Consider the following 26,475-nt stretch of genomic DNA (forward strand, 5'->3'; position numbering starts at 1 on the left):
CATGTTTGAATCCTAACATTTAACTTTATTTAACTTTATTTAACTGTATTTTATTTTATTTTTATACCAATTTCACTAATTATCTGTGCATTTTTACTGGTTAAAACAACCAGCTACTGCGTTATTTGATAATTAGAACAACTGGTTATTAAAATAAACGCCTTGTGTTTGGTCATTTTTCCTGCGTATAAAGTAGATCACCTAATTAATGAAATTGGTATTACCTTTGTGTTTTAAATATAAATAAATTACTTTTAGTTATTTAATGCCCCCCAAAACTTGACCTCTTATCTCAAAAAACCACCTGATCACCCATTAAGCTTAGCCATACTTAGTAGCTTATTTGGCATGAGTGGTTTTCGCAAAGCAATATAATAAAAGAGGTCGGTAACATATGAGATTAATTCTCATATGGCCTCTCGGAACATTTTGAATCCAAAGAGCTAGTACACTTTTCGTTAAATCAAGTTGTTATACCAATTACACTAATTAACACCCCAAATTGAGCCAATCTCTAAAACATATATTTTTCACCTGTTCTATATTACTTATAAAGATATGCCATGCATGACTACAAGATTCAACAATATCGTCATAATCCTTAGAACATTTATTCGCTAATTCATTCTGTCTTAACCACTGCCATACCTGCTCAACTGGATTCAATTCAGGTGAATAAACTGGCAACTTTATGATGCTAACATTATCAAATTCATCAACAACATTTTCTGTATGCCACCCCGAACATCCATTATGACCACGCTGTGTCTACCTGTTTGGGCTCTGTCAGCTCCGTCTTTGATGTGTGATAAAGCTAATAGACGAATTCGCATTCTACCATTGGTCTCTTGAGCAATAAGTACCTGTAAATTAATAGGCTCTAATTTCTCAGATAATTGTTTTTGAGTAATATATTTCATACCTACAATTAGATTACAAAATTAATGTAATTGGTATTAGTTCAGTCGGTTCCAATGTATAGCATTACGAAACTTGTAACGATGATAAAAAGCTTAACAGCAATAGAAATTTTCAAAAAATTTACTTATGTTAAAAAACAATTATGGGGTGGAGAATTTTGGTCTGATGGTTATTTTACAAGTACAGTTGGTAAGCATGGCGATGAATCTATGATCCGAAAGTATGTTAAAAACCAGGTAATAATTACGAACAGTTCCATCAATGTTTTATTAACTGGATACTGGCTGTCCAAAGACTCGTTCAAGGCGAGTTAACATGGCCGGCCTGTCACTCTTAATCATGAAAGGAGCGAAGTCTTAGACAATGCTCACTCCCCACTTTAATGATTCATAATAACAATTTAAAAGAGTAGCTTCAGAGATCTTATCGGTTGCAACAAAACTTCGCCCATTTTGGCGATTAGGCACTTCATAATACTTCGCCAACGCTAATAGCTCAGATAACTCTCCTTGCTCATTAGTGAGGGCAAATTTAATGTCTTGTGAAAAAATAAAGTCTTTCACTACATCTTTCATTGGTAAGTTTAGTATGGCATCTAAGTTACTTAGTATACCGGTTAAGAAGGCTTTATCTTTGAGATGGTTAAATGGTTTTTCTTCAGCGATTAGCTCCATCATTTTAGCGCGAACTAATGACTCTATAAAAAGCTCTGGTGAACTATCAGATGATAATGTCGACATGGATATTATCGCGACATACTGCTTTATTTTATTTGTACCCAAATAGGTAATAGCTTGTTTAATTGAAGTGATTTCAATATTACCGCACTCTGCTGCACTATTAACCAATTTTAATATTCCGCTCACCAAAGTAACATCACGGCTAATAATTTGAGTTAATTGATCAAAATCTAAATTTGGTTTATAGGCTTCTAAAAATAGTTGAATTAAATTTATTTTCAAAGGTGATACGCAGGTACCTAACTTTATCTCTGGTTTGTGAAAAAAGTATCCTTGGTAGTAGTCAATATCGATTTTTTTCAGCTGCTGGAATTGCTCATTATTTTCAATACGTTCAGCAATTATTTTTATTTGACTTTCAGTAGAAAGTAATCGTTTTTTAAGTTCCTTAATTTGATCATAAGAAACCTCTTCAATATCAATTTTAATAATCGAAATATAAGGGAAAAGGCTATCCCATTTACTTGAAAAGTCATAATCATCCAACGCAACCCTATAGCCTTTTTTATGGAGCTGAGAAACATTAAAAATAAGCTCCTCTGATATATTAATAGTCTCTAAAATTTCAACAACGATATCTCTTGGGTTAAACAACAAGGGCGAGTTTTGAAGTAATGTGAACTCATCAAAATTAATAAAAGCTAACTTACCAAAACAAACATCGGTTAAATTACCCAGAATATGATTTTGAAGTATTACTTTTGAGGTTGCTTTTTCAGGAGATGATTCTTTAAATACATTGTCTAAACTATCTCTAAAAAGAAGTTCATAACCTATCGTTTTAAGATTTATATCTAAGATAGCTTGTCTTGCAATGAATGTGTTGAACGTTCTTTCCATTAATAAAACCTATGAATTATTATTATTAAAGGATAGTTACTATTACCAGAAAATCTACTCTAAATACTTATTAAATAAAATAATATAATATCAACCTATGGTAAGTTGGATGTGCAGTAATATTGAACAAATAAATAACATATTAAAGACTCAAAAAGCTTAATAACACCTTTTTTTTACTGTATACATTTATTAAGTAACGATAAGAGAATAAACATAGCTCACCTCATTTATTAATGCGATAAAAGTTGATGAAAAATATATGTGCGATATAACGTTAACCCTTGAAAGTGAAGGTAAAGATTTATTAATGACCATCACTCCTGTTGACGGTCAGCCTAAAGCTAACATCAAAAAACTACAAAGAGCATTTACATTATCAGAGTACTCTGCTTTTTTACTTATCGACGGCGCAATGGCGTTACTGCTGGAAGAAGTGGTGAAGGCCAATGAAAATAATGAGAAAAAAGAGACCTCCAGCACCTCTTTAATTATTGCTCATGCTGTTGATGCGAGTTTAACTGTCACTATAGGCCCTGAAAACATGTCTGTGACCCTAGAACTCACTGCAGGGTACAGCGGCAAACAAATAAAAAACGCAAATGTTATAGAAATATTAAAAGAGAACAATATAACCAAAGGCATTATTAAAGAAAACCTCATTAATATTGTTAGAGATGGCATACAACTTCAACCTGGAAAAAGTATAACGACTGAAATAGCAAAGGGGAAAGCCAGCACGAGTGGAAAAGATGGATATATAAAATATTTAGTGGATGACCCCGCTGACCGTATTATGTGTCCAAAAAAGCTCGATAATGGCAATGTAGACATGCGTGAATTAGGTGATTTAATCCACGTAAAAACAGGTAAAAAGTTAGCTAAGTTAATACCGCCAACCGCCGGTGTTAAAGGCTTTAATGTCATTGGAACTATTACTGATGCTGTATCAGGTGAAACGGCTGTTTTGGAAGAGTCTGACGGCTCATCTTTTTCGGATGAAAACAATAACATTCTCATTGCGACGATTGATGGTATGCCAAAACATTTAGACAATAGTGTCACAGTTAACACATTACTCGAAGTTGAAAACATTGATGTTGGTACAGGTAATATCCGTTTTGATGGTTCAATTTATGTTAAAGGAAATGTTTGCGAAGGCATGGAGTTATCTGTAAGTGAAGACATAGTGATAGGTGGAATAGTTGAATCAGCATCGATCGCTGCTGGTGGTAATATATCGATTGCACTGGGAATTATTGGGCGCCAAGTCTCTGAAGATAACCATTTAGAGAACAACACAGTACTTCAGGCAGAGGGTGATGTTAGTGCGCAGTTTGTGCAATACGCTGATATTTTTGCAAAAAATGATATTAAAGTGACCCAATATATTTCTCATAGCCAAATTATTGTGGCGGGTGATTTATGGGTCGGCAATATTGCCAATGAAAAGGCAGATGGCAAAGTTTTTGGTACTTCCGTGCTTGCCGGTGGCTCAGTTCATGTGGGTACTTTAGGGTCTCGTTGTGGGGCAATGACAAACTTTAATTTAAATTATTGGGTCAATACCACCGAAGAATTAAAAATAAGTGCCCGTGAAAAAGCGGACAAAATAATGAGACGACTACCGAGAATATATCAGTTATTACGCAAGGCTAATAACCTTAACGACAACAATACTCAACAAATAGAACGCATTAATCAAGCACTAAAACAACATTTACACTTGTTAGGTAAACTCAATAAAAACTGGTTAGAAAAAGAGAGTACTATAAATAAACATTTGGAGACTTTTGAACTGTCGGTATACAAGTCAATACATTCCGGGGTAAATATTGAAATATCAAATAAAACGACTGTTTTTAAGCGAGACCATGAAGCAACGCAAGTAAGATGGCTTGAAAATAAAATCAGTGTAGAGCCGATAGTTAATTAACATTCAAACTCTACACGAATAAATCATCCAAACGCTTTATTTAAGTGTATATGAACACTTCTTTATAAATTTCCAATTCAAACCACCAAAATAACATCAGCATTATTTTATAAATTCAGCATGCGCTTTTTTAACCTTGCTAAATCAATCGCATTAGACCTTACTGTTAGCTTAATTTCACTGTAGTCGTAATCTTCTTTTGTAACGCTCATGCTGGATCGAATTTCACCTATAATACCTTTCGCTGTATAAGGAATAACAATTTCTTCTTCAATCATTTCGTTCTCAGCAACGCCAACAATATATTTATGTAGTTTGGCGATATCAAGCGGATTACGAGCTGAGGTCATCATGGCATCAGGAAATTCTTCAATCAGTACTTGTTGTTGCTCAGCACTAAGTTGGTCTGATTTGTTCAGTACCAATAACTTTTTACTGTCTTCAACACCCACCTCTTCCAGTACTTCGTGCACGACATCGAGTTGAGAACGAAAAGAAGGATCTGATGCATCTACTACATATAACAATAATGAAGCGTCATGGGCTTCTGCTAGGGTTGAATGGAATGAAGCAACTAAGTCATGTGGTAACTTTTTAATAAAGCCAACCGTATCTGACACTAATATTCGTGGTTGAGTGGCCGGATACAAGGCACGAACCGTGGTATCAAGTGTTGCAAAAAGCTTGTTCTCACCCGCAACATCACTACCCGTTATCGCTCGCATCATTGAGGACTTACCCGCATTGGTATACCCGACTAAAGCGACACAAAAAAGCTCTGAACGTTGGGTACGTCGTCCTTTCATTTCATGTTGAACACTAACCAATTCACGTTTAAGCTCGGCTAATTGATCGCGCACTGCACGGCGATTTAGTTCTAGCGTCGTTTCGCCAGCGCCTTTACCCATTTGACGTTCTTTATCACCACATGATGTTTCACGAAGTCGTGGCGCCACGTAATTTAAGCGAGCGATTTCAACTTGTAATTTCGCTGTTTTAGTACGGGCATGACGACTAAATATTTCAATGATAATGCCAGTACGATCAAATACTTCTACGCCTAATTGATTCTCAACATTACGTAGCTGAGATGGGCTTAAGTCACAATCAAATACCACGACGTCGGCACAGCCAAATGGGAGGTTTTCTGAGGGGATATCTGCCGGATTAAGGGTAAGTTCTGCTTCGCCTGCTAAATTTTCATCGTCTTCTACGCCTTCGACGGCCCCTTGATTACCAGTAAGATGAGCTATTTCGGCCAGTTTACCTAAACCTAATACATTAACTTTTTTAGTTGAACTCTGCTTTTGCGACTGAGTGCCAACTACTTTAAATCCTAAGGTAGTCACTAAACGTGCAAGTTCTGCAAGTGACTCTGTTGCTTCATCACCCTTAAAATCAGGTGTACAAATAGAAATAAGTAGAGCGTTGGTAAGTGATGCTTTTGCTGTTGGTTGCATAATTTTTTATGTTAGTGCACCTAAGTGCAAACCTAATTTTATATCTAAAGTTGTAATATCCTACGCTGTTATAGGTAAGCTTTATAGAGCAATAACAGACTAAATATAGAGTTTATTTTTGTTAATGAAAAATAACTGAACTTTGGCGGTATTAAACAACAAATTAAAGACACATAACTTGGCTTAGTACCGTAAACATATCTTAATATTTACCATGGGCTAAAATACCTAAAACTTACTGAATTTTAATAAAAAAAAAAATCATTTTATCAAGTGTTTTTAGTTTTCTTATTTACAATTATTTGCCTACACTTATATTTTATTTGTAAGTATTAGTATATAAATGCCAAAAACATTATGTCGCCTCATGTTTATCTATTTCCTTGTGTTCTCTACAACGTCAATAGCGCAACAAGTTATAAAAGTCGGAGTGGGTAATTTTCCTCCATTTTTTATTGAAAAAGGAACAAAAGGTTTATTTGTTGAGATCATCGATGAAATATTCAAACAACTTCCTCAATACAAAGTAAAATACATATCCATGAGTAATAACCGGATATTGCATGAAATTAACTACGGAAAGTCAATTGATGTTGCTTCGAACGTTTTCCCTAACTCAAAGGTAAATGCCTATTTATCTGAACCCGTATTTCGCTTTAGGGACGTTGCTATATCGAAAAAGTCAAAAAAATTAAAAGTTAATAAAATATCTGATTTACAAGGGAAATCGATTGCTGCATACCAAGGAGCAACAGTGTTACTCGGTGAGGACTTTAAGCAAATGGCCGCTAAAAATTCAAAATATTCCGAACATGCACACCCTAAAAAAACGACTCAGCTCATGCTTTCGGGAATAAAGGATATTAGAGTCGGCGATATCAATATATTTTGGTACGATTTAAGCAACAAGTATTACAATAACGATATAAACGTAGCCCGTAAAAACTTCACTGTGCATTATTTATGGCCTTTTACCTACTCACATATGGCTTTTAAAGATCAATCGCTAAAAAACACAGTGAATGACGTTATAAAAAAGTTGAAAGCCAATGGGACAATAGAAAAAATTTATTCAAAACATCAAATGCAAAAGTAACCTTTTGCATTAACTTATCTACCTAACCTGGATGTTATAAAGAAACCAAGCATAGCTAGGGCAGTCCAAGATAATATTTAAAGGGGATTTAATCCCTAAAATTTCATTCATTATTTGACAACAATTATTCTTTGTTTGATGACGATAATGCCCTTTGCTCTTTGTATAAAGCGCGTTCAAGCCAATAATCGACACTTAGATAACGTCCCCCTCCTAAAAAAAGTAATGCGATCAACATAATAAAGTAGGTAACAGAAAACTCAATACCGTTATTTAGCATCACAACACTACCGCTTGACGTTATATAATCGTAGTTAGTGTGTTCTTGCAGTACCTCTTTTACGATGCCCAATTTATTGGATGCTTCAATAACTCTCTCATTAGCAAAAGGAGCGCTTGGATCGGTTATAGCTTGCCAACCATTGTCCCAATGAACGGTACCTGCCGCAACAACCATAGTGAACATTAAAGGTAGTGAAAGCCATCTTACTGCAAGGCCAAAAAAAAGGGCTATTGCGCCAAAAAATTCAGTAGCTGTGGCTAAGAACGCCATTAAAAATGGAAACGGTAGCCCTAAGCCCCATTCAGAGTTGCCGAACCACTCAACAATTTCCTCAAAGCCTTCTATTTTTTTAGTACCTGCCATCCAAAATATGGGGACTAAATACATTCTCAATAACAGCGGTGCTAAAAAATCGACTTCTCGTGTTTTATTTAACATTGCGTGGATTTTTATCAATTGTATTTTCAATGTTTGTTCCTTATTAAAAATCACATTAAAGAGAGTGATAAATTAAAGAGTGATTTTCGATTAATTATTCGTTAAGTTACCACTATGATGCTGCCCACTTTAAAAGGTTACAACATTGTTGAAAAAAAAACCTTCTGCAATTTTAAACCAAGATAAAAACAAAGAAAATGAACTGATTGAACGGCTAATAGAAAATAAAGATTTAGCTTACGAAACGCTCGTTCGTCAATATAGTGTTCGAATGTATACAACAGCACGTCGTTTTTTTTATACTGATGACGATGCTCAAGAATGTTTGCAAAAAGCATTTATTCAAGTTTTTAAGAATATTTCCTCATTTAAAAAAAATTCACAGCTCTCTACTTGGTTACACCGTATTACCGTTAATGAAGCATTAATGATGCTTAGACAAAAAAAAAGACAAAATACCACGTCATTAGAAGTGTTTTCTCAACGGTACAATGAATACGGTGAACGAACGGTGTTTGCTGATGAGCTAGGTAATAATCTAGAAGATACCTTAAGCAACAACATTGAAGTGCTCTTTGAGAAAAGTGAAGCAAAGTTGTCGCTTAGTGAGATTATTTACCAGCTTCCCGAAAAATATTGTAACGTGATACTGCTTAGAGACATCCAAGAAATGAATACCAAAGAAACTGCCGAAATATTAGCGGTGTCTGAAGCTTCGGTTAAAACACAATTACACCGGGCCAGATTACTTTTAAGAGCTATTTTAGAACAGGAAGACAGAGCAAGCATAGAAAGCAATTGGAAGGTGAACTGACATGCTAATGATTAAACGATTAATGACCCAACATATGCCTGGTATGTTGACCTGTGAAGAGGTTGATGGTTTTTTGTATGATTTTCATGAAGGAAACTTGTCTTACCTTGAAAAGTTTACATTTAAACTGCACTTAAGCATGTGCCGCGAATGTAGGGATTATGTAGAGGGGTATGTAAATGCCATTCGAATTTATCAAGCAGGATTTATTAAAACGAATCAATCCACCAAGATACCTGAAGATCTTATGCAAGCTATCTTAAAAAGTCGAACATCTAAGTAATTCATTCACAATTGGAAATATAACCGCATGGTCATGGGTCAATTAGGCATTATTGAACAAGCTCAGCAATACCTTAATAAAGTGTCTAAAAAACATTATGCAGAAATTACATCGCCTAACTTTATGAGTTCAGCAGGTGCCCATATGCGGCATATTATTGATCATTATTTAGCGATAATATCAGGTATAGAAAGCAAGTTAATTAATTATGATGTTAGAGTTCGAGGGAGTAAAATAGAGTCATCTCCTGAGCTTGCCGCAGGGAAGTTAACTGAAATAACGGTTTGGATCAAAAACCTTTCTCAGCATGACTTAAGTAAGATAGTTACGTTATCAACAGAAGTGTCAATAGACAATGAAAATATTCAAAAAGTACAAACCACTATTGCTAGAGAATTAGTTTTTGCCGGCAGCCATGCAGTTCACCATTTTGCCATGATTGCTCAAATATCTCTTACTCAAAAAAGTTCGGTACAAACAACAGAGCTACCACATAACTTTGGCTTAGCTCCCGCAACAGCAACTTTTTTAAGAGAAAACAGTGAACGGCCTGTTGATGCCAAAAATAAAGAGACGAACAATCACCAAACGACTATGCCCGTGATGAATTAAATGTGCACTTTAACCTATTTACTTAATCAAAATGGCTATGAATTGTTTTTTAATCGTGACGAACAGCGCACGCGTTTGTTGGCTATCCCCCCTCAACCACATCAAATTGATAATGCTATTTACCCTATAGACCCACAGGGCGGTGGAACTTGGATTGCAGTGACTAAACAAGGAATGTCACTCGCGCTGCTCAACAATTACCAAGCAGTTGTTAATATAAATAAAGATAAAGATAATATAATGAGCCGTGGACAGCTTATTTTTTCTTTATTGCAAAACCAAGAAAGTGTTATTAAGCAATTAAAAGTTATGGATTTAGAGGTGTTTCAACCTTTTCAGCTGTGTGTTTTTCCTGATACTTTATCAAAAGACAACCCAACGATTCATTGTGTAAAATGGGATGGAAGTGAACTTGTTGATGTAAGTGTTGATGTTAAGGCTGACTTACCTATCACCTCATCAAGTATTGACTTTATTGATGTCAGTAAAAAAAGAAAATCTCGTTTTATCGGTACAGTAGATATAAATAACCCCCATTCAAATCAACATAGAGACTTTCATTTTTCAACAGAAAAAAATGGTCAGTATTCTGTAAATATGCAAAGAGAAGATGCGAGAACCGTTAGTATTTCTCATATATCTGTTAACAGTGACTTATCTAAGAAAAATGAAATTTGTTTCGAATATTTTGACAATGTTGTGCAGAAATCTCATACCGTTGCCTGTCTCAAAGAACAGAGACCGGCATTAGCGTAACACTTATTATCACTTTAACCGCACTTGATGAATCATTTACTTTTAGCTTTTAGCTTTTAGCATAGTTTAAATACGCCGTTTTAGATGAACCTAGATAAAGTTTTAATAGCTTTTCTGGCGCCTCGGGTAAATTAACACTGAGCAATAAACCTGGCGTATGATTAAAGTTAACATCGATACCGGTGCAATGAAATATAGCCCCTAGTTTATGATACTGCTTCAATAATACAGGAATATCTTTGCTGTCTTCTTCTATTCCTATCACTAATGCCGACAACTGATTTAGCTCGACAGGTGTGGCGCTAATAAAATCTTTTACTTCTGGATGAAGTTGCCCTTTAAATGCTGCTTTAGCGTTAACTCCAGCTTTGTTAGTCACCATAACTTCATCGATTAAAGCAACTGAACGAGGGTCATATAATTTACTTAATGATACCGTACCGTACAATGTTCTATAGTGTGGGTTTTGACAAACAAACGCACCAATACCTTTCCATAATAATAATAAGCCATGAAAACTGTTTTGGTGGGCTGCAATAATAAATGATCGCCCCATTTCTAAACAAGGTTGCTGCTGATTAATAAAACCACCACTAAAGTTAAACATCTGCGAAAGATAAAGTTGTGATACGCCTCCCTCATTCTGTAAAAGGTCAGTCTGCCCAATTCGATACGCACCAATAATCTCTTCATTTTTATGATCGAAAATAAATAAGTGCATATACGTTGCATCAAATTTGTCGGTATCACATGTTTCACCGCTCCCTTCGTCTAACGTTCGAAAGGTTATTTCACGCAACCGAGTGATTTCTTGTACACATAGTGGTATTTGCTTTTGATAGCCATAATAAACAGAGAATGATTTAAAATCTAATAAATGCTGTTCATCAGGCAACTGAGCAAGTTCGCTTTTAATGTTGACTTTATCTGCGGTCGGGATAATATTTTTAAATGCCATAGGGTCGTCATCTTCAAGCCAAGGCGTAAAATAGTTTTCATCATTTAAGTAACATTGTAACCGCACAAAATCATTCATTCTTTTAATACCTTTAAATTCATTAAGTTGCTTAATTGACAGTAAGTTATTGGTTTTTAAATCAATATTATGTGCTTGTAATTTAAACATTTCATGGGCCAACATTAGCAGTCGAAAGCGGTAGTAAATTCTGCCCATACGATGGAATAACTGACTATTAGTACCAGAAATAAAAACAGGTAAAATAGGTGCCCGTGTTTTTTGGGCAAGTTTAATCACTAAGCGATTCCAGTCACCATCGGTTATTCTTTGTTTGTCTGACTGAAAAAACGAAACCCTTCCCGCAGGAAATACAACCAACAAACCGTCATTTTCAAGGTGGCTAAAACATTGCTTTATTGCCAGAGTATTTATCTTGGCTTTTGGCTTTAAAGGGTTAGCAAAAATGAAATAATCTTTAATTTCTTTAAATATTTGTAAACCAACATTCGCCATTACTTGGGTGTCTGAACGAAATTCGGTAAGCAAATGAGCAATAATAACGCCCTCAATCATGCCATAAGGGTGATTACAGACAACAACACATCGACCACTTTGTGGTACTTTTTCTAAAACACCGTTAACACCTGACACCTGAACACCTAAGCCATCAAGTAATTTTTGTGAAAACTGTTGCTTGTCTAACCCCGACAATTCACAAGACTCATAAACATTACGCAGTTTATTTATGCCTAATAACTTATCTAAGAAAGGACCAAAAACTTTAATAATTTTACCCATAAACGTATTAGGCGCCATGGCAGCAAGTCTCAAATCAGAATAAGGTTTATCTAATGGTTCAATGTTCATAATATCTTCAATTAATAAGGAAAAAGGATAAGCCTAAAGAGGTTATATAACTTCGCTAAGTTATTACTGAGTTAATCAACTAGTTAAATACAGCTAAAAAACTCGACTCTACTTTTTGATGTTAGAAGTGATTAACAAGTTACAAATTTTACTCAAATGTCACTGTTCTTCTCTGTACAATGAATCAACACACCACGATTTTTCAATAATAACTTGTTCATTTTTATATATTTTAGCGGTAAATAATTCACCTGAATTTATTACTCCAACACCTTTTGGTGTGCCTGTCATAATGATATCGCCATCTTCAAGTGTTAAAAATGTTTGTATTTCAGCAACTAATATTTCAGGTTTGTTGATCATAAGCTCATAATTGGCTAATTGCTTAAGGTGGTTGTCTATAAATAGTTCCATTTTATAACTTTTATAATCATCACTACACCTTACAAAATCGCTAAACACCGCCGATTTATTAAAAGCTTTAGCTCGCTCCCAAGGTAACCCTTTAGACTTAAGTACTTTTTGTACCGCTCTTTTAGTTAGATCTAGGCCAAAACCAATACCAGAGATTTTATTGTTTTCAATAATAAAACTAATTTCACCCTCATAATGTATTTCTTCATCTTGATTACTTTCAATATGGTCAGAGATAGCGGAATTAGGCTTAATAAAAATCACAGGCTCAGAGGGTGTCTCGTTGTTTAGCTCTTCGATATGTTCTACATAATTTCTGCCGATGCAGACAATCTTAGTTGGCTGAAAGTTTATACCTTCATACTTAACATTGTTCATTTATACTTTTCCTGTATTCGGATGCTTTGGGTTGTTCTGCAAACCACACAATAGACCTTATTTGATCACTATAATCTACCGTAAAACCCTAAATTTATATAGGAGAAGAAGAGCAATAATTTAACGTTTACTCAGAGTGGTTCAAGCACTGGGCACGAGGCTAGACGCAGCAGTAACATTGAAATATTAACTGACTATAAAATCAGGTTATGAAATGTGAGTAAATAATTGATAGAGAAGAAATTATTGTCACTATGGTGTTGCACTCGTTACAAAAAATTTTAAAGCACGGGGAGAAGTTGTTTTAAATTAAACCAAACTCAATGGCATATATTTAGATAAAGCTTTAAGGGGGTAAACTTCATTGTTATTAAAATCATACCCTCAGCTAATAGTGATTAGTGAGGGTTTATCTTGCTTACTAAGCTTGGTATACCCATTCTAAAAAACATTTAGAATCGGTAATATTGCCAAACTTGATTAACTTTGTACCATTTTGATCGTTAACAACAACATTATGTTTGTTAACTGAAATGGAATTAATAGGTGACTTAATTGAATAAATCATTCCTTTATATGTATAAGACATAATAAAACTCTTTAATTTGCGCATCTGCGCATTAATAATAAAAGCCATATTACTGTGTGAAAACGTTTAGATATTTATAAATATCTGATCAAGAGAATAATGAATCTTGATAACCTCAGACAACAATTTAGGCTTGATAATTTGAGTTATGGCTGACTGTGAAAGGGAAAGACAAAACATTAATCATAACAAATAATAACTACGTGTCATAATTGGTTAAATAAACGAGAGGCGATTAGATAACGGTGTCACTATAAACAGGTTAAAAGATAAAGTAAACTACTATTTAACCTATTTATTTTTTATCAATAAAAAAGTGGCAACCTCTATAGCCGTCGTATTTTTTATCAAAATTTTCCAAAAGCAGTGACACTTTAGTGCTTTATAAAAAACAGCTGTTTTTTAAAGTGGAAATCTAGCTGTTTAATTGCGTGTGCTTAACTGTTCAAATAAATCAGAGAACTTCACACGATTGCGATAACCTTTAAAAAAATATTTATGATCAATGTTTCCATCAGGATTTATAATCACAACACCAGGATAAGGGATACCATAATTATCATCATCTACTTGATAATCTTTATTAAGAATACCATAAGCTTTTACTGTTGCTGCGCCTTGATCTGATAATAAAGGAAAGTCAAGATTGTTTGCTTGAGAGAAGCTATTCAAAATATCAGTATTATCATAAGATATAGCTGCAACGCCATAACCTAAGGCTTTAAATTTATCCGCATATTCATTGAATTCTATTAAATGACGTTTACAAAATGGACACCAGTCAGCTGAACGAAAAAAAAGAATAACCCCCCCTTTTTCAGCCGTAATATCTTTAATGTTAACCGCTGATTTTGTCTCATCTATTACCGTTAACGTGGGGGCTTTATCACCAACAACTGGCCCTACATTTATCGAGACCTGCTGTGAAAATGCCGCTTTAATAAAAATAATCGGCAATAGCAATATGGCAACTACCGACATGAAAAATATAGATTTTGTCTTATGTATCATGGCTTTTATAAACTCTTTTATGAATAATTTTTTGTTATAAACCCTATAGACCGTGCTTTGCCAAGATTTAATTCATCAAGTCTCATCAATTTTATAATATATAAATTACTGCAGTTTTGGTGCAACACGATGTTTAGTTGCTTGTTCATAACCAAAAGCAGCCTCAATCAATGTCCCCTCTTTTAATTTGCCAGAAAACATTGATAAACCAACAGGTAAACCATGAACATACCCCATAGGTATTGTTATATGGGGATAACCTGAAATTGCTGCTGCAGAAGATGCAGCACCTAAGTAATGGTCTCCATTTATCCAATCAGTTTTCCATGCGGGTCCCGTAGTTGGAGCAATTATCATGTCGAGATTGTGCTTTTCAAGCAAAGCATCAATACCTTCCTCTTGTGTTAGTCGCTTCGCTTTTTCGAGTGCTTCCAAATAATTTTTGTCCGTAATACTTCCTTTAGCTTGTGCCATTAAAAATATTTCTTGTCCAAAATACTTCATTTCAACATTAGCATTTTTTGTGTTGAACTCAATCAGTTCACTCAGCGATTTGGGTATCCCGAGTGCAGTTTTGGCCAGATACTTATTAAGTTCATCTTTAAACTCGTAAAGAAGCACTTCAAATTCAGCATCACCCCATTGATCTTTATTTTCAAAGTTAACATTGTCAACGATCAACGCACCTTGCTTTTTAAGGTCTAGAACGGCCTGACTAAACACCTTGTCTAGCCCTTTGTGATAGCCCATTAAATTGCGCGCAATACCGATACGTTTACCTTTTACACCATCAAGCTTTAAGTGCGATAAATAATCTATATTTGAAGACACAACATCTTGATCATCTTTGTCTGCTTTTACCATTGCAGATAAAAGAATAACCGCATCAGTAACGTTTTTAGCCATAGGACCTGCGGTATCTTGACTATGAGCGATAGGGATAATACCGTCACGGCTTACTGTACCTAATGTGGGTTTGATCCCCACAATACCGTTAATGGCAGCAGGACAAGTAACCGAGCCATCAGTTTCAGTACCAATAGACACCGTTGCAAAGTTTGCAGCGGCAGCAATGCCAGAGCCAGAGCTAGATCCACAAGGGCTGGTTGTTATATCGTAAGGGTTTCTACTTTGTCCATATAAGCCGCTCCATCCACTTGACGAAGCTGTTGAACGAAAATTTGCCCATTCACTTAAATTGGTTTTTCCTAAAATAATAGCGCCAGCCTCTTTAAGTTGTTTTACCAAAAAAGCATCATTTTCTGGAAAATTTTTGGCTAAGGCAACTGAACCTGCGGTATTTGCCATACCGTCTGTAGTGTCAATATTGTCTTTAAGGAGAATGGGAATACCGTGCAAACTGCCTTTAAAACCATTTTCAAGAAAATAACGGTCAAGTGCTTTTGCTTGCTGCAGTGCATTTTCATTTAGTTGTACAACTGAATTCAATTTCATGCCTTTATCATCAAAGGCTTCAATACGTTTTAAATAAAATTGAACTAATTGTTCACTGGTTAACTGCTTGCTTTGCATTTGCTGGTGAATATCATTAATGGTAGTGCTTTCATTAATTTCTGCACTAACATCAAAAGTGATGGTGACTAATAAAATGAGTAAAGCTAAGTGTTGAAAAACCTTCATGCGTATTCCTAAAGTATAACGTTGTACGTTTTATAATTGAAACAGGGGGGACTTGTCTATAGGCGGTTAATATTTAAACAAAAATAAAGTGTAATGAGTGTTATCAAATCTATACAAATATGGATCGTCATAAAGAATGAGAAAGGCTTCACGCAATTATAAATTTTAGCATCTTATTTACATGCTAAATTGAACAAAAGGTGATACTCATCTGCAGCTCTAATACTAATAAGTGATTGAGTACTTATGATCATTAATGTCACACTGAAGACCTAAATTAGTATTCAAAATCAGGTGATTTTATGTTTAATTAAATACGAAACAGGATGTTAACCTTGGCTTATCTAATGACAAGTGATCCGAAAACCAGACGTTAAATATTTTCTATCGTTACGTTACTGTTTTTATATCCATAATTAAAACTTTTCTCATTTACTCAGGAAAATGAGCCAATCGCTCAAATAGCAGCCTCAGATTAATCTGTTCTATCTTTAAACTCACACAAACTTTCGATAATACAATAACCACAGCGTAATTTGAGGGTTAAACAAGTATAACGTCCGTGAAAAATCAGCCAGTGATGAACATCCACTTTCAATTCTTTGGGAATCACTTTTAAATGCTTTTATTCTACTTCTTCTACGCCTATACCCATGACAAATTTAGTGCGACTAGATACACGGTAAACTTGGGTATCTGCCGCAATTGTTGGCTAGCCGAAACATAATGAAAGTAGATATCAGCCGTATTTGAATACGGCTGAATTTGCAAAGATGTACGTTTTAGTTAATTGAAGTAGTAGGCATATTTATCTAATATTGACTTAGCGACTTCTTTTAAATTGGTGTTATGACCCGCACTATAGTCGTAGGTATCGAGATCAATATCATAAAGTTGACTTAACCATATAAATTCTGCCAGATCCAGCAATAAACCTTTTCCATGACCGTGACCCTTTTGATCCGAAAAAATAGATGTATTACGGTTGCTACCTATTAACTCTGTAATGCCAGGTAGTTGACCAGCCTCAAACATATGCCATAGCTCAATAGCAGCAAAAGCGTAAGGTAAATTGATTATTTCTGTATTAGGGTAAAGTAACCTAAGCGCATCAATGTCGACTTGTATCTTGCTGCTCAATCCATCAACGATTGTATTCTCATAGGTGGCCACGTCACTATAATCAGCAGGAAAGTCTAACCAAGGTGTTCCAATTACGATTCTAGTATTTGGATTTTTTGACAACGCATAATCTATCCAAAGTGTATAACCCTCCATCGTTGGATTAGCTGTCATGCCAAATAATTCTACTTCTCCTGTATTTAGGATTGCTTGAACTTTATTTCTATGACCTTCGTCTTCCCATAAGGCAATTGGCGTTCCTGACTCACCACCCGACCTTTCAACGTGCTGATTATGATAGTCGTTACCAAGTTGTGTCATATGAGTAGGAATTTGTCTGGCGATAGGGGCAAAAAAACTGTGCCCCATAAATAGAGTGTTGTATCCAGTAACAGGCGTAGAGACTTCCTCATTGACTATGGAAGAGAACTCGGGAAAATAATGCATGATTTGAGCGTCATTTATCCAGCTACCATTTTCATTCTGAAAGTCCCCCCACATATCAACATAACGGGTTATTTTGTCGCTGATGTCTAACTCCACAAAGCGGGCAAGAACTGGCTCTACATAGACAGGATTATGTTGGTCATCATCGTCAAAATCAGGACCGTAGACTAGATAAGTAATGGGGCTATTAATAGTAATCTCGTCCACAGGACTCCACGTACCAACATCTTGCCACGCGCCTCGAGGTAAGGCGTTATACATATAAATCCCTTTGATAGAAGGATGATTGCTGTGAGCTAATTGCCAGCTAATAATAGAGCCGCGAGAGCGCCCACCAACAACAATAAGGTCTGGGTCTAAATTGTATGTATCCGCATTCGCTATTACCCATTGAAACATCACTTGCGCATCAGCTATACCTATGGCTGCTTCATCAGCGCCGCTGATTGTTGCTATTGACTCCCAACTCACGGTTGCATAGCCTTCATTGGCGATTGCATGTAACTCTTTTTCGTCCATACCGTCGGCCGAACCACCATTGCCATGGGCAAAGAGATAAATAGGGGATGGCTTAGATTGGTCATACGCCAAGTGAATATTTAGCCATTGGCGTTCTGGATCGTCCATGCCATAAGGAATGTGATTATGATCCCACCGCCCACTATTTGTCTGAGAGGTTATTTCAACCCCAACGCTCTCGGACTTATCTCCGCCTGAGCCAGAACACGAAAGTATATAAGTTTTATTGCCTATTTCTGATTCTGATATTGTTTCGCTACCAGACGCAGCTTTATCTCCGCTCCAATTTCCAGACGCAGAGCAGGTATCTGCATTAGTTGTAAACCAAGTTAAAGTGAACTCTGAGTTCACTTCAACACTTTCGATAGTTGTTGACAAGGTTACCGTGGGAGAAGGGGAAACAGGAACAGATGATGAATCATTACTACTACCGCCACCACATCCTAATAATCCTGTGAGAAATAATAAACTGCAAATCAACAGAAAACGATTATTGAACATTTGAATCATCTATACGAACCTCAAGTTAAACTAATTCTGTCCCAAAATACCAAAACTCGTTTTATTGTTAAAGCTTATTTACAAATATTTACTTGACCTATCGTTACATCAATAGTGCCTTACTTTTCTGCCAATATTTCCTATAAAGTGTTTGTATTCTGCTTTATCTTTAAAGTCACAAATCTTCAATTATGCAAGAACCACACTTTGGTTTACGTGCAAAATAGGTGTATCGACCATGCAGAATACACCAATGGTGTACATAAACGTTGAATTCTTTAGAGACAACTTTGAGTAGCTTTTTTCAACTCACACTACATTTTTACCCATAGCAAATCTAATTTGGGTTATACACGATCGATGTGGGTGTCGATAGCTAATGTCAGCTTGTGGCTAGCAGTTGCTCTAATGTTCAATTAATACCTAACGTCAGCAATACGCATCAAGAGAGCATTAGCAAGAATAAAAGTTAGTGCCAAAACATAACCGATTAGGGTGTTTAGTTTAATCGTCACTTATACCACTTTGTTGGGCTAAGATATGCTCAGTAATTTTAATCCTTAATAAATCACAGATGAATACGCCTAGACATATACAAGCCTCGGCACTTATAATCACCGCATTGTTACCAAGAGTAACCTTTTTAGTTTAATACACTCAAAGCACAAACAAACAAATCACTCCCCTAAGGAACAAAATGAAAAAATTTACTATCCCTCTAATCGCTTGTCTAGCCTTAAGCGCTTGTGCTACTTTTGACCCATATACGGGTGAGCAAAAAGTTACCAATACCGCGAAAGGCGCGGGTATAGGAGCAGGTGTTGCTGCTGTGGCAGCTTATTTAGCCAATAAAAATGAGGATGATATAAGTAAAAGGAATCGTAGAATATTGAAAGCTGCAACGGGCGGCGCGGCGATTGGTGGTGGTATTGGTTATTATATGGATACACAAGAAGCTGAATTGAGAAAACAATTGCGTAGTTCAGGTGTTAGCGTTGAACGTGAAGGTAATAACATCAACTTAATTATGCCTGGCAACATTACCTTCCCTTCAGGTAATGCCAATATTGATCAACGTTTCTTATCTGTTTTAGATTCGGTTGTTTTAGTATTACAAGAATTCAACAAAACCTTGATAGTCGTTGCAGGTCATACTGACAGCTCTGGCTCTAACGCATTAAACCAGAGTTTATCAGAGCGCCGCGCTCAGTCTGTTTCTACCTACCTTAATAATGCAGGTGTTATTATAGATAGAATTGAAGTGATTGGTTTTGGTGAAACTCAGCCTGTTGCAAGTAATAATACAAAGGCCGGTAAAGAACTTAATAGAAGAGTAGAAATCACTTTGCTTCCAATTACAGAGTAATACCGTATGAAATATTTACTTGCTCTTTTAATTCTCGTAACATTAACAGCATGTCAAACGGCAACAGAGCTACAAAATGCCTCTTCAAAAGGTTTAGCTAATATTTATTCTTGTGGACAAATAAATGCTGCATTTGCTGCCTATGAGGCAGATAAAACTTCTTTCGCAGCACTTGAACAAATTGCGGCGATGTCAGGGTTAGTGATTAAGAAAAGCACAGAAAAAAGTGCTAGTTCATACTACGACAGTATAAAATCAGCGGCCAGTGTTGCGCTGCTTGTTCAGGGTTGTCAACCTAGAGCTTAAAATCATTCAGTTTTAAATACTCCTTAAAAAGCTCCTCATATTCAGGGGCTTTTTTACCATAAAATTTGAGATGAACCGCGATAACTTGTAACTCAAACTGCTCGTTATACTTATCAAAAAAAGCAGTGCTTATTAGCACTGCTTTTTTTATTTAGCATCCCACCTCAACTACCAAAACGCTAAGGTGATACAGAAGCCACCTGACCATGTTTCTTATGTGCCACAATTAAGAGTATAAGTAATATAGCACCCGTTATCGCTCCAATTAACTTGCCATGTTCCATAGGTAAGTTTAGTCCTATTCCTGCGGTCATAATATAAGAGATGCTAACACTCGTGCCAATAATAGCAGGCAAACTTACTATCCAATGGAAAGTACCACGATCAAATAAAAACTTAGTTGCCAGCCACAACACACTGGTAGAAAGTAGCATATTTGAAAAAGCAAAGTAGCGCCAAATTATTGAAAAATCTAGTTTTGTCATGAAATAAGCAATAATAAGAATAGGTACAGCTAACAGTAAGCGATTACGTAAGCTTTGAGGAATATTAAACGCATCGACTAACGTTAAGCGTAATGAACGAAAAGCAGTGTCACCTGAGGTAATAGGGAATATTGCAACGGCAATAATAGCCATAATTCCACCGAGTGCGCCAAGATAACTGTTTGCAATATGGTTAACCACTAAACCCGGGCCACCTTGATCAAGTAATGATTTTAGTTCTGAGTAGCCTTCAGGGAAGGCCGCTATACCAGCCAACGCCCATACACAACCGACAAGACCTTCGCACATCATCGCGCCATAATAAACCGGGCGCACATATTTTTCATTGGTTAAACAACGCGCAATAATTGGCGCTTGTGTTGAATGAAAACCACTAATTGCACCACACGTAATGGTGATAAATAATAATGGCCATACAGGAAGTCCGTCAGCATTAGGCTCTAAGAAATCATGGCTGTAATGATCTGCATTGAAATAGCCCAAAAAATCGCCTGCAACAGGTAAATGCGGGGCATCGATAAGTAATGATACAGCGATAAGCGAAGTCATTACTATCATAAGTAAACCAAACAATGGGTAGAGCTTAGTTATTATTTTATCAATAGGTAATAATGTCGCTAATAAATAATAACCTAAAATAACTAGTACCCAAAAGGTGTTACCCGCTAAAAAAGTGCCCTCAAAGTAACTTAGATTACTTAATAAACCAGCAGGGCTCATAATAAAGACAACGCCAACAAAAAATAGCAGCATTGTGGTAAATATTAGCATGACCCCTTTAAAATAAACGTTGTAATAATGCCCCGCTATTTCAGGTAAACTTTTACCATCTTCTTTAATACTCATTACACCAGAGAAATAATCGTGTACAGCACCGCCTAAAATATTACCTAATACAATCCAAATAAGTGCCACCGGACCATAGAGGGCACCTAGAATTGGACCAAAAATAGGACCTACACCCGCAATATTTAAAAACTGAATAAGAAAGGCTTTAACCGGATGAATAGCAACATAATCAACGCCCTCCTCAAAACGTACTTGAGGTGTTTCAACGTTACAGTCGATACCTGCTTGTTTTTCAATAAAAGGGCTATAAAACTTATAACCCAATATTAATAGAGTGATGCAGATAAAAAAGATAATCATAAGTGTTTATTACTCCGTCCTAATAAATAGATTCAATAAAGGGTACTTGGCAGGTATGTGTGCAATCGTACTTACGTTCAGTATGCCTATATAAATTAAGTATTAAAGGATAATTTTTATTAAGGAACACTTAATTATCTAACGATAGGTAATTAAGGCTAACTAACTGGAGTGTGTTTACTTATAAACGATTAGTTTCCTATCGTCTAACCATATATTGTGCTCACTAGCGTTATTGAGTTAGCTGAATTTTTCTCTTCAACGAACTCTAATCTCACCCACTTTACACAAACATGAGATTGCAGCTCACTTTAATACACTCATTTTTTGAATAAAAATAATTTTACGCTAATCTTTAGTAAATTAAAAAACATAAGTACGCATGAAACTCGCTACTATTATTCCATCATTTCGCGTACCTTTTTTGGTATTAGCCCCTATTTGTGTATTTCTTGGTGCTAGCATCAGTTACAAAGAGCAAGGTGCTATTGATTTTTGCTTATTAGCCATTGTTATGTTGGGTGGCATTTTGGCACATATTGGCGTTAATACGCTTAATGAATATCAAGATTACCAAAGTGGCTTAGACCTAAAAACAATGCGTCCCCCCTTTAGCGGTGGTAGCGGTTTGTTGTGCCGACAGCCTGAATTACTGCCATGGGTAAAAACAGCCGCAATTGTCTCTACCCTTCTGACACTTTTTATTGGCTTTTATTTCATATACCTACATGGTTTAGCCATTATGCCTTTAATACCAATAGGGGTGCTCGGTTTAGCCATTATTGTCAGTTACACTAAATGGATCAATAAACGGCCACTTATCTGCTTGGTTGCCCCAGGTCTTAGTTTTGGTTTACTAATGGTGGCAGGTACACAACTTGTTTTATCAGGACATTTTTCGTCAACACCTTGGGTAATTGGTGTTATCCCCTTTTTTCTGATCAATAACTTATTATTATTAAATCAATATCCTGATATTGATGCTGATAAATCGATTGGTCGCAACCATTTTCCAATTGCCTTTGGTATAAAGGCCAGTAATAGCATTTTTGCGTTATTTTCCGTGTGCTCAACTTTATTGATTCTTTTCTATATCAGTCAAAACATCTTACCTGCATTGAGTGCTCTTGCGCTTATTCCACAAATGTTGGCTTATATTGCTTTATATGGCGCTATAAAGTTTGGCGCCAGTATTGGTCAACAACCCAAATACCTTGCCTATAATATTGCTTGTACTTTATTAACACCTTTAACTATTGCAATTACGGTTTTTATTAACTAAAACAAGTAATTAATCATATATAAACTAATGAATACGTATGTAGCTTAGCTGTAAATTTATCAAAGGCGCTTTATGCTTGATGTAATAAAATACATTAGGAAACACTCATGAAAAAATAATGCTCTGCCTTATTATACTACTTTCATTCCCAACGTTATTCGCACAAACGGTTAAAGTAAGTTCACCCGATGTAAAAATAGTACTCAGTGTTAACGATAATAGAAAACCAAACTACGCGATTAATTTTATTGGTGGAAGCATTATCAAGCCATCTTGTTGGGGTTTAGCGTTTAAAAATACAATTGTATTTAGCGACGGATTTATCCTTTATGCACACCAAGAAAAATCAGCTAACAAAGTATGGCAACTACCTTGGGGGTGAACGTAAAGATGTTACTGATCATCATAATGAGCTGTTAGTTACTTTTTTAACGAGCAAGAAGATCGAGGGTGAAAAATTCAAAGTACGTTTCCGTCTATTTAATACAAGTCGCGGCTAACGATGAATGAGTGTTACCACTCGCCACCATCGGCAGTGCTGCTATTCACTTTAAAGCTTTATAACGGTAATTTTAACCGTTTTAAGTTGCCTACAATCATTTATAATTAAATCAGCTAAAAGGTAGGTGGAGGTTACTTTATCTACCTTTTCTTACACTCAAACGCTGAGAATAGTCGATGTTACAAAATATCAGCCAATGACAAAGAAAATTATCAACGTAAAGCCGCGGAACTGAACACTCAGAAAGTGATTCCTGAATATCAAAAGTTTTATGCTTTTTTTACTAAAGAATACATGACTAACTGTCGTCAAAATGTTGGTATAAGCCCATTTAAAGGTGGAAAAGAATATTATCAGTACCTTATTGAATTTTACACCACCACATCGATGTTAGCTGAAGAAATTCACCAATGAGGTTTAAATGAAGTAGCACGTATTCGTCAAGAAATGAATGTGATTATTAAAGAGGTTAATTTTAAAGGTGATTTTACCGACTTTATCAGATTCCTGCGCACTGACCCACAATTTTATACCAATGAGCCGCGCGATTTAATTGAAAAAGCGAGTTATATTACGCGCAAAATGGCCGCAAAATTGCCCAAATGGTTTTCAGTATGACCTCGCTCAACCTTCGATATAAAAGCGTCTCCTAATGGTGGTACTTATTATGTCGCGTCAGATGGGAGTGGTACTACCTCAGGCACTTACTTTATCGATACTAAAGACCTAAAAAGTCAGCCTTTATATACCCTAGAAGCCTTAACCTTTCATGAAGCTGAACCTTGCCATCATATGCAAAGTGCTATTCCTTAAGAAGTTAATATGCAAGAGTTTAGAAAAACACTTTACCACGCCACGTTTGGTGAAGGTTGGGGTCTATATTCAGAGCATTTAGCCAAAGAAATGGGGGTTTATCAAGACCCTTATAGCAACGTTGGTCGTTTGACATATGAGCCTTGGCGCGCATGTCGTTTAGTCGTAGACACCGGTATGCATGCTAAAGGTTGGTCTCGCCAGCACGCCATGATTACTTAGCCTAGAACACGGCATTAAGTATGGCAGATGTTACCGCACAAATTGACCGTTACATAAGCTGGCCAGCACAAGCGTTGTCTTATAAAGTGGGTGAAATCAAAATCCTTCAGTTACGTGCGATGGCAGAAGAAAAGTTAGCTGAAAAATTCAACATTAGAACTTTTCATGACCAAATACTTAAAAGTGGTAGTTTACCTATGGCTTTACTAGAAGGTTAACCGTTAACTGGGTTAATCAACAGCTGCAGTAATGATACATAGTGGTCATCAATCACTGATGTAATCACTGAACATATAATTTAAAATGCCGATTGTTTCACAATAATCGGCATTTTATCAGGCGCTAAAAAATTTTATATCAAATAGCGTTAAACTAATAAAATCAACGAGGTGGTCGCTCTTTTTTAAGTTTAATAATCAAATCAATATGAGGAATAAGTTCCTCTATTTCTCGAATATGATCGCGTAAACTTCCCCACTGCGTTAATTCTAATTTACCGGAATCTAATATGGCGAGTTTAAGTTCACTAACCAACGAATTCTCATCGACTTGCTCTATAAATTCATTAATACGTAATAGATTGTCTAACTCTGCTTGAGATATTATTTCTATGTCACTACTTTTTTTCATCGCTAACTCTATAAAAAGACTCTATAAAAACAAGTATAGCCAAGCTTTATTTTTTTGCTCAACATCAATAAAACTCAACGTATTTTAATCGTCATAATTCAGTAAGAAAAAAGTCATATTCAACTTGTAAAGTGCATCATGTCAACTAAATAGAGCTCAATAAGGGATACTCATGGAACATAATAGCGTTGATGAATATGATGAAATTTTTAACCTTTTCGACAGTTTGCTTATCGACAAAAAGGAGTCTCGCTCACGTAAAAGAAAATGGCGAGAAATAGAAACGTATAAAGACAGAAAACGTTTACACCAGGAGCTTCATGACATACAAAACTACGGTTCTTAATCATAAAGTGTTGGAATAAGTTGCACTGACTCTAACGCTAACTCTTTTGTTCTATGGCTGTGCAAAATCAAATAAGGTTTTGCCTGTCATACGATAACCGATCCATTCATCTTTTGATACAGCACCAATGGCTTCGTAAAAGTCACGTGAGGGCTTATTCCAATCTAAACAGCTCCATTCAAAACGTGCACAATCATTATCAATAGCAGTTTTGGCCATCGTTTTTAATAATTTCAAGCCTGCACCTTTCCCTCGATGCTCTGGCGTTACATACAGATCTTCAAGGTATAAACCTGATTTGGCTAACCACGTTGAGTAGTTATAAAAGTAAATGGCGGATCCAATAGCAATACCATCAAGCTCACAAATTAAACCGTGTACTTGTGTATTTTTACAAAACATAGTGTCTTTTATTGTATCAACAGTGGCATACACTTCATGCTCTGCTTTTTCATAAATAGCGAGTTCTTTAATAAAAGTGAACAAAAGTTCTGCGTCATTTAGGGTCGCATCACGTATAATTATTTCAGACATTTTACTTCCTCGTTTTCTTAATTAATTTTTGCTGTACAGCATACCAGTACAAAGATATTTTCTCACGAACTATACAGTAGAACAAAAAATAAAAATGAATATTGAACCCATAAAAAAATTGCGATCTAACAAGGTAAATAACCGCTTTAAACGATACAATTAACCCAATAGAAAAATGGCACAGGTACACTTT

The 26,475-nt window shown here is 35.8% G+C and carries 26 protein-coding genes and 4 pseudogenes; 15 read left to right on the top strand and 15 right to left on the bottom strand.

Annotated features, from left to right (window positions below):
- Positions 1-489: 489 nt before the first annotated feature.
- Together H4J73_RS04210 and H4J73_RS20900 are read right to left on the bottom strand one after the other, a co-directional pair.
- Positions 490-687: a hypothetical protein gene (locus H4J73_RS04210; protein ID WP_182178160.1), complete on the bottom strand. Its 198-nt coding sequence runs from the start codon at positions 685-687 to the stop codon at positions 490-492.
- Between the two features lie 2 nt (positions 688-689).
- Positions 690-920, bottom strand: coding sequence for a hypothetical protein (locus H4J73_RS20900; protein ID WP_182178162.1), 231 nt, complete (start codon positions 918-920; stop codon positions 690-692).
- Positions 921-953: 33 nt separating this feature from the next.
- Here H4J73_RS20900 and tnpA point away from each other — a divergent pair.
- Positions 954-1,235, top strand: a pseudogene (tnpA, locus tag H4J73_RS04220) (IS200/IS605 family transposase); the annotation flags it as partial.
- 42 nt (positions 1,236-1,277) lie between these two features.
- On the opposite strand, the gene H4J73_RS04225 reads toward tnpA, so the two are convergent.
- Positions 1,278-2,501: an EAL and HDOD domain-containing protein gene (locus H4J73_RS04225; protein ID WP_182178164.1), complete on the bottom strand. Its 1,224-nt coding sequence runs from the start codon at positions 2,499-2,501 to the stop codon at positions 1,278-1,280.
- Positions 2,502-2,763: 262 nt separating this feature from the next.
- On the opposite strand from H4J73_RS04225, the gene H4J73_RS04230 reads away from it, so the two are divergent.
- Positions 2,764-4,437, top strand: coding sequence for a DUF342 domain-containing protein (locus tag H4J73_RS04230; protein WP_182178166.1), 1,674 nt, complete (start codon positions 2,764-2,766; stop codon positions 4,435-4,437).
- A gap of 107 nt (positions 4,438-4,544) precedes the next feature.
- Here H4J73_RS04230 and hflX read toward each other — a convergent pair whose 3' ends face one another.
- On the bottom strand, positions 4,545-5,897 hold the full coding sequence (gene hflX / locus H4J73_RS04235) for a GTPase HflX (protein WP_182178167.1): 1,353 nt from the start codon (positions 5,895-5,897) through the stop codon (positions 4,545-4,547).
- Between the two features lie 367 nt (positions 5,898-6,264).
- Between hflX and H4J73_RS04240 the strand changes: the two genes are divergently transcribed.
- A complete protein-coding gene (locus H4J73_RS04240) occupies positions 6,265-6,993 on the top strand; it encodes an ABC transporter substrate-binding protein (protein ID WP_259367928.1) in 729 nt (242 codons plus the stop codon).
- A 124-nt stretch (positions 6,994-7,117) separates the two neighbouring features.
- Here H4J73_RS04240 and H4J73_RS04245 read toward each other — a convergent pair whose 3' ends face one another.
- Positions 7,118-7,714, bottom strand: a complete 597-nt coding sequence (locus tag H4J73_RS04245) for a DoxX family protein (protein WP_182223246.1) — start codon at positions 7,712-7,714, stop codon at positions 7,118-7,120.
- A gap of 145 nt (positions 7,715-7,859) precedes the next feature.
- On the opposite strand from H4J73_RS04245, the gene H4J73_RS04250 reads away from it, so the two are divergent.
- The 4 genes from H4J73_RS04250 to H4J73_RS04265 are packed head-to-tail and all read left to right on the top strand — an operon-like array spanning position 7,860 to position 10,179.
- Positions 7,860-8,528 (top strand): sigma-70 family RNA polymerase sigma factor, encoded by a 669-nt coding sequence (locus tag H4J73_RS04250; RefSeq protein WP_182178169.1) that lies wholly within the window; start codon positions 7,860-7,862, stop codon positions 8,526-8,528.
- A gap of 1 nt (position 8,529) precedes the next feature.
- Positions 8,530-8,811: a zf-HC2 domain-containing protein gene (locus tag H4J73_RS04255; RefSeq protein WP_182223217.1), complete on the top strand. Its 282-nt coding sequence runs from the start codon at positions 8,530-8,532 to the stop codon at positions 8,809-8,811.
- A gap of 27 nt (positions 8,812-8,838) precedes the next feature.
- A complete protein-coding gene (locus H4J73_RS04260) occupies positions 8,839-9,423 on the top strand; it encodes a hypothetical protein (protein WP_182178173.1) in 585 nt (194 codons plus the stop codon).
- Entirely contained in the window at positions 9,424-10,179 is a 756-nt protein-coding gene (locus H4J73_RS04265; RefSeq protein ID WP_182178175.1) for an NRDE family protein, read from the top strand. It begins immediately after the preceding gene.
- A 49-nt stretch (positions 10,180-10,228) separates the two neighbouring features.
- On the opposite strand, the gene H4J73_RS04270 is transcribed toward H4J73_RS04265, so the two are convergent.
- The 7 genes and pseudogenes from H4J73_RS04270 to H4J73_RS04295 form a co-directional block, all read right to left on the bottom strand.
- A complete protein-coding gene (locus tag H4J73_RS04270) occupies positions 10,229-12,004 on the bottom strand; it encodes a lysophospholipid acyltransferase family protein (RefSeq protein ID WP_220460651.1) in 1,776 nt (591 codons plus the stop codon).
- 159 nt (positions 12,005-12,163) lie between these two features.
- Positions 12,164-12,796, bottom strand: coding sequence for a fumarylacetoacetate hydrolase family protein (locus tag H4J73_RS04275; RefSeq protein ID WP_182223216.1), 633 nt, complete (start codon positions 12,794-12,796; stop codon positions 12,164-12,166).
- 1,012 nt (positions 12,797-13,808) lie between these two features.
- On the bottom strand, positions 13,809-14,396 hold the full coding sequence (locus tag H4J73_RS04280; protein ID WP_259366579.1) for a peroxiredoxin family protein: 588 nt from the start codon (positions 14,394-14,396) through the stop codon (positions 13,809-13,811).
- A gap of 105 nt (positions 14,397-14,501) precedes the next feature.
- Positions 14,502-16,037 (bottom strand): amidase, encoded by a 1,536-nt coding sequence (locus tag H4J73_RS04285; protein ID WP_182178179.1) that lies wholly within the window; start codon positions 16,035-16,037, stop codon positions 14,502-14,504.
- A 475-nt stretch (positions 16,038-16,512) separates the two neighbouring features.
- Positions 16,513-16,749, bottom strand: a pseudogene (locus H4J73_RS20365) (endonuclease III); the annotation flags it as partial.
- A 74-nt stretch (positions 16,750-16,823) separates the two neighbouring features.
- The gene (locus tag H4J73_RS04290; RefSeq protein ID WP_182178181.1) at positions 16,824-18,605 is read right to left on the bottom strand and encodes a hypothetical protein; all 1,782 of its coding nucleotides are present in this window, start codon (positions 18,603-18,605) and stop codon (positions 16,824-16,826) included.
- Positions 18,606-18,734: 129 nt separating this feature from the next.
- Positions 18,735-19,009, bottom strand: a pseudogene (locus H4J73_RS04295) (hypothetical protein); the annotation flags it as partial.
- Between the two features lie 314 nt (positions 19,010-19,323).
- Here H4J73_RS04295 and H4J73_RS20755 point away from each other — a divergent pair.
- Positions 19,324-19,992, top strand: coding sequence for an OmpA family protein (locus H4J73_RS20755; protein WP_182178183.1), 669 nt, complete (start codon positions 19,324-19,326; stop codon positions 19,990-19,992).
- Between the two features lie 6 nt (positions 19,993-19,998).
- A complete protein-coding gene (locus tag H4J73_RS04305; RefSeq protein ID WP_182178185.1) occupies positions 19,999-20,298 on the top strand; it encodes a hypothetical protein in 300 nt (99 codons plus the stop codon).
- Between the two features lie 179 nt (positions 20,299-20,477).
- Here H4J73_RS04305 and H4J73_RS04310 read toward each other — a convergent pair whose 3' ends face one another.
- On the bottom strand, positions 20,478-21,953 hold the full coding sequence (locus H4J73_RS04310) for a carbon starvation protein A (RefSeq protein WP_182178187.1): 1,476 nt from the start codon (positions 21,951-21,953) through the stop codon (positions 20,478-20,480).
- Positions 21,954-22,335: 382 nt separating this feature from the next.
- Here H4J73_RS04310 and H4J73_RS04315 point away from each other — a divergent pair, with 382 nt between their 5' ends.
- The 5 genes and pseudogenes from H4J73_RS04315 (at position 22,336) to H4J73_RS04350 (ending at position 24,990) form a co-directional block, all read left to right on the top strand.
- Positions 22,336-23,235 (top strand): prenyltransferase, encoded by a 900-nt coding sequence (locus H4J73_RS04315; RefSeq protein WP_182223215.1) that lies wholly within the window; start codon positions 22,336-22,338, stop codon positions 23,233-23,235.
- 118 nt (positions 23,236-23,353) lie between these two features.
- Complete coding sequence (locus H4J73_RS04320; RefSeq protein ID WP_182178191.1) at positions 23,354-23,617, top strand: glycoside hydrolase family 97 N-terminal domain-containing protein; 264 nt, start codon at positions 23,354-23,356, stop codon at positions 23,615-23,617.
- Positions 23,565-23,735, top strand: coding sequence for a hypothetical protein (locus tag H4J73_RS20905; protein WP_182178193.1), 171 nt, complete (start codon positions 23,565-23,567; stop codon positions 23,733-23,735). Before H4J73_RS04320 ends, H4J73_RS20905 begins: the two co-directional genes overlap by 53 nt.
- A gap of 233 nt (positions 23,736-23,968) precedes the next feature.
- Positions 23,969-24,772: pseudogene (locus H4J73_RS20375) on the top strand (DUF885 domain-containing protein).
- Between the two features lie 20 nt (positions 24,773-24,792).
- Positions 24,793-24,990: a DUF885 family protein gene (locus H4J73_RS04350; RefSeq protein ID WP_182178199.1), complete on the top strand. Its 198-nt coding sequence runs from the start codon at positions 24,793-24,795 to the stop codon at positions 24,988-24,990.
- A 163-nt stretch (positions 24,991-25,153) separates the two neighbouring features.
- On the opposite strand, the gene H4J73_RS04355 is transcribed toward H4J73_RS04350, so the two are convergent.
- A complete protein-coding gene (locus H4J73_RS04355) occupies positions 25,154-25,402 on the bottom strand; it encodes a hypothetical protein (protein WP_182178201.1) in 249 nt (82 codons plus the stop codon).
- 172 nt (positions 25,403-25,574) lie between these two features.
- Between H4J73_RS04355 and H4J73_RS04360 the strand changes: the two genes are divergently transcribed.
- Positions 25,575-25,748, top strand: a complete 174-nt coding sequence (locus H4J73_RS04360) for a DUF3545 family protein (RefSeq protein WP_182178203.1) — start codon at positions 25,575-25,577, stop codon at positions 25,746-25,748.
- Positions 25,749-25,799: 51 nt separating this feature from the next.
- On the opposite strand, the gene H4J73_RS04365 is transcribed toward H4J73_RS04360, so the two are convergent.
- Positions 25,800-26,282, bottom strand: a complete 483-nt coding sequence (locus H4J73_RS04365) for a GNAT family N-acetyltransferase (protein WP_182178205.1) — start codon at positions 26,280-26,282, stop codon at positions 25,800-25,802.
- Between the last annotated feature and the right edge of the window lie 193 nt (positions 26,283-26,475).

The organism is Colwellia sp. MB3u-41, assembly GCF_014076845.1.
Taxonomy (GTDB): Bacteria; Pseudomonadota; Gammaproteobacteria; order Enterobacterales; family Alteromonadaceae; genus Colwellia_A.